Source organism: Actinosynnema sp. (assembly GCF_052038725.1).
This window is the reverse complement of record NZ_JBQGCX010001417.1, coordinates 1-8,112: the sequence shown is the minus strand read 5'-3', so window position 1 is coordinate 8,112 and position 8,112 is coordinate 1. Positions and strand designations below refer to the sequence as shown.

Below are 8,112 nucleotides of genomic sequence, written 5' to 3'. Positions count from 1 at the left end.
TTCGAGGTGCTGCGCGAGACCTGCGCGTCCGACCGGCTGCTCGGCGCGGGCGCCACCCTGGTCGCCCGCGCCGCCGACTCGCTCACGCCCGGCACCACCTCGGCCGACCTGCTCGACCTGGTCACCGGCATCGCCCTCGCCACCGAGCACCACCCCGACCCGGCGGCCTCGGCGGCGCGGCTGCTCGACCTCGCGGTCGCCGGGATCAGCCCTCGGGGAGCGTGATCGTCCCCGTCGTCGACTCGCGCACCACGAGCCTGCACGGGTGCCGCACCACCCCGCTCGGCCGCGTGCCCTCCAGCGCCCGGAACAGCAGGCGCGCCGCGACCGTGCCCATGTGCTCCAGGTCGAGGTCCACCGTGGTCAGCGGCGGTCGGCAGTCGGTGGCGAACTCCTCCCAGTTGTCGTACCCCACCACCGCCACGTCCCCCGGCACCCGGTGCCCCAGCTCGTGCAGCGCGTCGGCCACCCCCACCGCGATCTGGTCGTTGCCGCAGAACACCGCGTCGGTGTCCGGCGCGCGCTCCAGCAGCAGCCGCGCCGCCTGCCTGCCCCACCGCTGCGACCAGTCGCCGTGCATCGTCGCCCCTCCGGACTGCGGCAGCCCCCGGTCGGTCAGCGCCTGCCGCAGCCCGTGCGCCCGGTCGCGTGCCGCGCGGTAGGTGCGCGGCCCGGTGATGTGCCCGATGCGCGTGCGCCCCACCGCCACCAGGTGCTCGACGACCAGCCGCGCGCCGCCCTCGTCGTCGGCCAGCACGGACAGGTCCTCCGGCGAGTCGGACTCGCCGTACACGTACACCACCGGCACCGGGATCTCCCCGGCCAGCGACGACCGCACGTCGTTGTCGTCGCCCAGCACGATGAACCCCTCGACCTGCCTGGCCAGCAGAGTGCTGATGTAGTGCCGCCGCCGCGCCGCGTCGCCGCGCGCGTCGCACAGCAGCACCGACATCTGCTCGTCGGCCAGCGCGTTCTCCACCCCCAGCAGGATGGGGATCGCGAACCGCCCGCCCAGCTCGTCGGTCAGCAGCCCGATCGTCCTGGTGCGCCCCGAGATCAGCCCCCGCGCGAGCGCGTTCGGCTGGAACGACAGCTCCGCCGCCGCCCGCAGCACCCGCTCGCGGGTGGAGGGCGCGACCTCGGCGCGCCCGTTGATCGCCTTCGACGCGGTCGACACCGACACGCCCGCCAACCGCGCCACGTCGTTGAGCGTCGTCGCCCCAGACCGCCGTCTGCCCATTCGCCAGCCTCCGAAATCGCCAGCCCCCGCACCCGCACGGGCCGAAACCCGCCCCCTGAAACCCTTGCCGGGAGTCCGACAGCGCGCGGGCCCCCAGGGTTCCCCCCGATCGGCAACTGCCCGGCGACCCCCCGGTTTCCCGAACTCCGAACCGGTGCGGTCGCATGGCGGTGGCGGATCGGGGAAACCTGGGAACCGCCCCCGCCGCGCCGGACGACCAGCGCCGATCGGAACGACAACCCTCCCACCGGAATCGCCGTTCCCGGAAGTCCCCACCACTTCGGGAATCGTCGTACCGCCGAATCGGAGCACCCGTCCGAGCGCCCTCCCGAGCGGAACGGCGAGCGCCCGCAATTCCTTTTCCCGCGGCCGATCCGCCGAACCGGACGGCGGTCGCGCCGCAGGTCCGCGCGGCCCGAGTCGATCACCGGGGCGCCCCGCGCCGCCGGGGGAACGATCCACCTCGTTCCCGGAAACCCTTGTCGAACAATCGATTCGAACACCGTAGGGCGTTCGACGCGCACCCCCTGACAATCCGCCGATCGCGCAGCGGGCGCATTGCCGAAAAGGTTTTCGGCTGCGAGAGTGCGTGAGGTGCGCAGGACCGGACCCGCCGGTCCGCGCGGGCCCAGCGGGAGGAACCCGATGACCCTCACGTCGCCGGACACCACCGCGGTCGGCGGTCGCCCCGTGGTGCCCTCGCGCGGCGCGCTGCGACCGCTCGGGCTCGCGGAGGTGCGGCTCGCGGGCGGGTTCTGGGGAACGCGCCAGCGGGTCAACGCGGAGGCCACCCTGCCGCACGCCCGCGCCTGGATGGACCGCCTCGGCTGGACCGGCAACCTCACCGCCGCCACCCGCTCGCCCGACCGCAGGGGCCGCGAGTTCTCCGACTCCGAGGTGCACAAGCTCCTGGAGGCCATGTCCTGGGAGGCGGGCCGCGCGCCGAACCCCGCGCTGGAGAAGCAGATCACCGAGCTGACCTCGGCGATCGCCGCCGCGCAGTCCCCGGACGGCTACCTCGGCACCGCGTTCGGCGGCCCCGGCCAGCGCCCCCGCTACAGCGACCTCGCCTGGGGCCACGAGCTGTACTGCGCCGGGCACTTCCTGCAGGCCGCCGTGGCGCGCGCCCGCACGGCGGGGGAGGACGACGAACTGCTGCGCGTGGCCAGGGGCGTCGCCGACCACGTGTGCGCCGAGTTCGCCACCAACCCCGGCGTGTGCGGCCACCCCGAGATCGAGATGGCGCTGGTGGAGCTGCACCGCGTCACCGGCGAGGCCCGCTACCTCGACCAGGCCGCCGAGTTCGTGGCCCGCCGCGGTCGCCGAACCCTGCCGCCGCACCAGTTCGGCTGGTCCTACTTCAGCGACGAGACCCCGGTCAGGGACAACCCGGTCATGCACGGCCACGCCGTGCGCGCCCTGTACCTGGCCTGCGGCGCGGTCGACGTCGCCGTGGAGACCGGCGACCGCGCGCTGCTCGACGCGGTCGCCGCCCAGTTCGACCGCACCCTCGCCCGCCGCACCTACCTGACCGGCGGCATGGGCTCGCGGCACACCGACGAGGCGTTCGGCGACGACTTCGTCCTCCCGGCCGACCGCGCCTACTCCGAGACCTGCGCGGGCGTCGCCACGATCATGCTGGCCTGGCGGCTGCTGCTGGCCACCGGCGACGGCCGCTACGACGACGTGATCGAGCGCGTCCTCTACAACGTGGTGGCCACCGCGATCGGCGACGACGGCCGGTCCTTCTTCTACGCCAACACCCTGCACCAGCGCACCCGCACCGCCGAACTGCCGGACGACCGCGAGCAGCTCGGATTCGGCGGCGGCCCGCGGGCCCCCTGGTTCGAGGTGTCCTGCTGCCTGCCCAACCTCGCCCGCCTGCTCGCGTCCCTGGCCTGCTACACCGCGACCACCGACGACACGGGCGTGCGGCTGCACCAGTACGCCGACGCCGACCTCGCCCCCACCCTGCCCGACGGGCGCGAGGTGGGGCTGGCGGTGCGCACCCGCTACCCCGACGACGGCGTGATCACCGTGCGCGTCACCAAGACCGACGACCGCCCGTGGTCGCTCACGCTGCGCGTGCCCGGCTGGGCCGAGGGCGCGGTGCTGCACACCACCTACGGCCGCCACCCCGCGCCGGTCGGCGACGTCGTGGTGCACCGGAACTTCGTGGTGGGCGAGGAGATCCGCCTGGAACTGCCGGTGCGACCCCGGTTCACCGCCGCCGACCCGCGCGTCGACGCGGTCCGGGGCTGCGTCGCCGTCGAGCGCGGGCCCGTCGTCTACTGCGCGGAGTCCGCCGCGCTCGACCTCGACCCGCTGCGCGTGGACACCGCCTCCCGGCCGGTCGACGGACCGGAGGGCGTTGTGGTGCAAGCGCTCCTCGACACCCCGCCGGACCGGCCGTGGCCGTACGGCGCCCCCGCCGAACCACCGGGCGGCGCGCGCACCCCGCTCACCCTCGTGCCGTACCACCGCTGGGCCCGAGGCGGCCCGTCCACCATGCGCGTCTGGCTGCCCCAAGGCTGACGACCTCCCCCGCGAACCGCCCTCAAAGGAGAGATCGGTGAGAAGAACCGGATTACCTGCCCTCCTGCTCGCCGCCGCGCTCGTCGCGTCGGCCTGCTCAGGCGGCGGCTCCGGGCAGGACGGCGACGTCGTGCTCACGCTGTGGACCCGCGCGGCCACCGAGTCGCTGTCCAAGGCCTACGCCGAGGCGTACAACGCCACGCACTCCACCAATGTCGAGGTCACCGCGTACCCCAACGAGGAGTACCCTGCCAAGCTCGCCTCCGCGGCGTGCGCGCGGGCCCTGCCGGAACTGTTCGCCGCCGACGTGGTCTTCGCGCCCCAGTACGCCTCCCAGGGCCTGTGGACGGACATCACCGAGCGCTTCGAGGGCCTGGAGCACCGGGAGCACCTCGCGCCGTCGCACGTGCGCGCGGGCACCTGGGAGGACCGCAACTACGCGCTGCCGCACACCATCGACCTGTCGGTGCTGCTGTACAACAAGGACCTCTACCGCAAGGCCGGGCTCGACCCGGAGAAGCCGCCCACCACGCTGCGCGAGTACGCCGACCACGCCAGGAAGATCCACGCGCTCGGTGGCGACGTGCGCGGAACCTACTTCGGCGGCAACTGCGGCGGCTGCGTCGAGTTCACCTTCTGGCCCTCGGTGTGGGCCTCCGGCGGCGACGTGCTGGACGACGAGGGCGAGCGCGCCACCCTGGACTCGCCCGAGATGGCCGAGGTCTTCGAGGTCTACCGCTCGCTCTACGAGGAGGGCGTCGCCGCGCCCGCGTCCAAGGACGAGGCCGGACCGACCTGGCTCGGCGCGCTGCGCACCGGCGAGGTCGGCATCGGGCCGGCGGCCTCGGTGTGGCTGGGCGAGATCGCCGAGTCCGGCGCGGACGTCGGCCTCGCGCCCATCCCCGGCCTGGACGGCGGCGAGTCCACGTTCGTCGGCGGCGACGCGCTCGGCATCGGCGCCACCAGCGAGCACGCCGACCAGGCCTGGGACTTCCTGTCCTGGACCACCACCGAGCAGGCCCAGGTGGGCGTGGTCGCCAAGGGCAAGAACGTGCCGACCCGCACCGACCTGGCCGCCAACGAGCACGCCGCCGCCGACCCGCGCCTGGTCACCGCGAACAGCCTGGTGGCCAAGGGGAGGACGCCGTACGCGCGCAACTTCAACGCCTCCTTCAACGACCCGCAGAGCCCCTGGCTGACCACGCTGCGCGGCGTCCTGTTCGGCCCCGATCCGGCCAAGGCGCTCGTCGAGGGCAGCACCGCCATCACCGCCTCGCTGGGGCAGGGGTGAGCCGGAGGTGACCGCCACGACCACCCGCCCCGCCCAGGTGGCGGGCGCGCGCGAACCGGACCCGCCGCCGCGCCGCCACCGCGCGCGCAGGCTCCGCGCGCTCACCGGGATCGTCTACGCCACACCGCTCGCGGTGGTGGTGGCGGTGTTCTTCGTCGTCCCGCTCGGCCTGGTGGCGTGGATGTCGCTGCACCGCTGGCCGCTGCTCGGGAAACCCGCGCTGAACGCGCCGGACAACTACACCCGCGCCGTCGACAGCGACCTGCTGCGCACCGCCGCGCTGTTCACCCTGAAGTACACGGTGATCACCACGGTGCTGCTGTTCGTCGTCGCCTTCGGCCTCGCCCTGCTGGTGCAGCAGCGCAGGCGCGGCGTCGGGTTCTTCCGCACCGCCTACTACCTGCCCATGGCCGTCGGCTTCGCCAGCGCCTCCCTGCTGTTCCTCGGCCTGCTCAGCGACGAGATCGGCCCCGTCGACGACCTGCTGTCGTGGCTGGGCCTGCTGGACGGGCACGTGTCGTGGACCAGCGGCAGCCCGGAGTCCGCGCTCGGCTCGGCGGTCCTGCTGGTGCTGTGGCGCTTCGCCGGGTTCACCATGCTGATCCTGCTCACCGGGCTCCAGGCCATCCCGGTCGACGTCTACGAGGCCGCCCGCGTCGACGGGGCCACCCGCTGGCAGGCGTTCCGGGGCATCACGCTGCCGCTCATGCGGCCCACCATCGCGCTGGTGCTCACGATCCTGGTCACCGGCTCGCTGCTGGCGTTCGACCAGTTCTGGATCCTCACCAGGGGCGGCCCGGACAACAGCACCACCTCGGTGGTCATGGTCATCTACCGGGAGGCGTTCGTGCGCTTCGACCTCGGCTCGGCCGCGGGCACCTCCGTCGTCCTGCTCGTCGCGCTCGTCGCGGTGAGCGCCGTCCAGCTCGGCGTCCTGCGCCGCCGGTCGACCTGAGCGGGGGAGAGCAGTGGTGAAGACCCCGGCGGTGGACGACACCGAGCGCGGACCGCTCGGCGCGCACTGGCTGACCTGCGCGGCCCTGGCCGTGCTGTTCCTGTTCCCCCTGGTGTGGGCGGCTTTCGCGTCGGTGCGCACGGACACCGGGTTCGGCCTGGAGAACTACGCCAGGCTGTTCTCCTCGGAGGACGGCGTCCGGTTCCAGCACGTGCTCAACAGCGCCGTCGTCAGCGCGCTCACCGTCGGCGGCACGCTCGTCGTGTCCACCCTCGGCGGCTACGCGTTCGGCCGCTTCCGCTTCCCCGGCAGGGACGCGTTGTTCCTGCTGACCCTGGCGATCCTGATGGTGCCGTACGCGACCATCCTCATCGCGCTGTACGTGCTGCTGGGCTGGCTGGGCCTGGAGGACTCGCTGCTCGGGCTGAGCCTGGTGCTGACCACGTTCCAGCTGCCGTTCTCGGTGTTCATGATGCGCAACTCGTTCGCGGCCGTCCCGGTCGAGCTGGAGGAGTCCGCGCGCGTGGACGGCTGCACCTCGTTCGGCGCGCTGCTGCGGATCATGCTGCCCGCCGTGCGACCGGGCCTGGTCACCGTGGGCCTGTTCGCGTTCCTGGCCTCGTGGAGCGAGTTCTTCGCGCCGCTGATCCTGCTCAACTCCACCGACAGGTTCACCACCACCCTCGCCGTGGTCAACCTGCGCACCGCCAGCCACGGCGCCGTCGACTACGCCGCCCTGGAGGCCGGGGTGGTGGTCATGGCCGTGCCGTGCCTGCTGCTGTTCGCGTTCCTGCAGCGCAGCTACGTGCGCGGCTTCACCTCGGGCGCCCTGAAGGGCTGACCCGCCACGAGCTTCCGCCGCCGCGAATCCGCCGCCACCGAAGACGAAGGGAATGATCGCAATGACGCGGTCCTGGAAGAGAGTCCTCCTGGCGGTGGCGCTCGGGGTGGTCACGGCGACAGGGGCGGTGACCCCGCTGACCGCCTCGGCCGCCGAGGCCCCGGACACCGGCGGCGTCTCCGCGGCGGCCAACCCGGCCACCTGGAGCCCGCCGTCGAACCTGGTCACCCCGCTGAACCAAGTGTGGTCGCACCAGGAGAGCACCTACGGCGACCTGTACGGGTTCCGCAACTACGGCTGGGACCAGGTGTTCGCCAACGGCGGCTACCTGAACTTCTGCGTGCGCTGGGACTCCTCGGCGCCCGTGTCGGCCTCGTTGCGCGACAGCATCCACGCCAAGCTCGCCCAGCAGTACCGCAAGTGGATCGACGCGATGGTCGGGCACAACAACTGGCCGTACGCCGAGGTGCCGATCAAGGTCGTCGGCTGGGCCGTGCGCGACCGCAACACCCTGCAGTGGAACGACAACTCCGTCGACATCTACGTCAACAACATCCGGGAGAACGCGCCGCAGTGCGCCGAGCCGTGCGGCCGGTTCTTCGTCCGCGACGGCCAGTACCGCAACTGCCCCGGCGGCGTCGCCAGGCACTACGACCAGTCGCTGTGGCTGACCTCCGGGTTCGGCGGCGGCGCGGGCGGCGACTGGGGCCAGCGCATGGGCAGCGAGTACTTCGTCAACAGCCTGAACAGCAACGACGTCACGATCCTGCTGCACGAGATCGGGCACACGTTCGGGCTCGACGACTTCTACGACTGGACGCCCAGCGGGGTCGGCGGGTTCATCATGCTGGCGGGCTCGTCGCCCTCGATCACCGAGTTCGACAAGTGGATGCTGCGCGACTGGTGGCGGCACCTGAAGAGCCGCTACGGCCGCTGACCCCCGGCGCCACCTGATCCCCGGCGCCACCGAAGCACGACCACCACCTGAGCAAGGAGGACCACCGCCGCGGTCCCACCACGGCGGGCGTCCCCGCGCGCTCGCGCACGGGGACGCCCGCACCCACCCGTCACACGAGAGGTGACGCGAGATGTCCCTGCCCCAGCAAACGTCCCGCCGCGCGGTCCTGCGCGCGACCGCCGCCGTCGCCGCAGCCGCGGGCGCGCCCGGCCTGACCGGAACCGCCCACGCCGACACCGACCGCGCCGCACCGGGAACCGCCGCCGCGCGCGCCGACGTCGGCGTCTCGGCC

At 73.2% G+C, this 8,112-nt stretch carries 6 protein-coding genes and 1 pseudogene; 6 read left to right on the top strand and 1 reads right to left on the bottom strand.

The genetic code is table 11. From position 1 onward, the window contains the following. Positions 1-225, top strand: a pseudogene (locus ACTUAL_RS29925) (TetR/AcrR family transcriptional regulator); the annotation flags it as partial. Here the strand turns inward: ACTUAL_RS29925 and ACTUAL_RS29920 are convergent. After that, the gene (locus ACTUAL_RS29920; protein WP_096493343.1) at positions 206-1,240 is read right to left on the bottom strand and encodes a LacI family DNA-binding transcriptional regulator; all 1,035 of its coding nucleotides are present in this window, start codon (positions 1,238-1,240) and stop codon (positions 206-208) included. The pseudogene ACTUAL_RS29925 and the gene ACTUAL_RS29920 overlap by 20 nt on opposite strands. A gap of 645 nt (positions 1,241-1,885) precedes the next feature. Between ACTUAL_RS29920 and ACTUAL_RS29915 the strand changes: the two genes are divergently transcribed. The 5 genes from ACTUAL_RS29915 to ACTUAL_RS29895 all read left to right on the top strand — a co-directional run bounded on the left by ACTUAL_RS29915 (position 1,886) and on the right by ACTUAL_RS29895 (position 7,799). Further along, complete coding sequence (locus ACTUAL_RS29915; RefSeq protein WP_440902586.1) at positions 1,886-3,775, top strand: glycoside hydrolase family 127 protein; 1,890 nt, start codon at positions 1,886-1,888, stop codon at positions 3,773-3,775. A gap of 37 nt (positions 3,776-3,812) precedes the next feature. Continuing rightward, positions 3,813-5,066 carry an ABC transporter substrate-binding protein gene (locus ACTUAL_RS29910; RefSeq protein ID WP_440902585.1) on the top strand — a complete coding sequence of 418 codons (1,254 nt, stop codon included), beginning with the start codon at positions 3,813-3,815 and terminating at the stop codon, positions 5,064-5,066. A gap of 7 nt (positions 5,067-5,073) precedes the next feature. Next, a complete protein-coding gene (locus ACTUAL_RS29905; protein ID WP_440902584.1) occupies positions 5,074-6,021 on the top strand; it encodes a carbohydrate ABC transporter permease in 948 nt (315 codons plus the stop codon). 16 nt (positions 6,022-6,037) lie between these two features. Next, positions 6,038-6,862 carry a carbohydrate ABC transporter permease gene (locus tag ACTUAL_RS29900; RefSeq protein WP_440902583.1) on the top strand — a complete coding sequence of 275 codons (825 nt, stop codon included), beginning with the start codon at positions 6,038-6,040 and terminating at the stop codon, positions 6,860-6,862. A 61-nt stretch (positions 6,863-6,923) separates the two neighbouring features. Beyond that, positions 6,924-7,799 (top strand): hypothetical protein, encoded by an 876-nt coding sequence (locus ACTUAL_RS29895; protein WP_096493351.1) that lies wholly within the window; start codon positions 6,924-6,926, stop codon positions 7,797-7,799. Positions 7,800-8,112 lie beyond the last annotated feature (313 nt).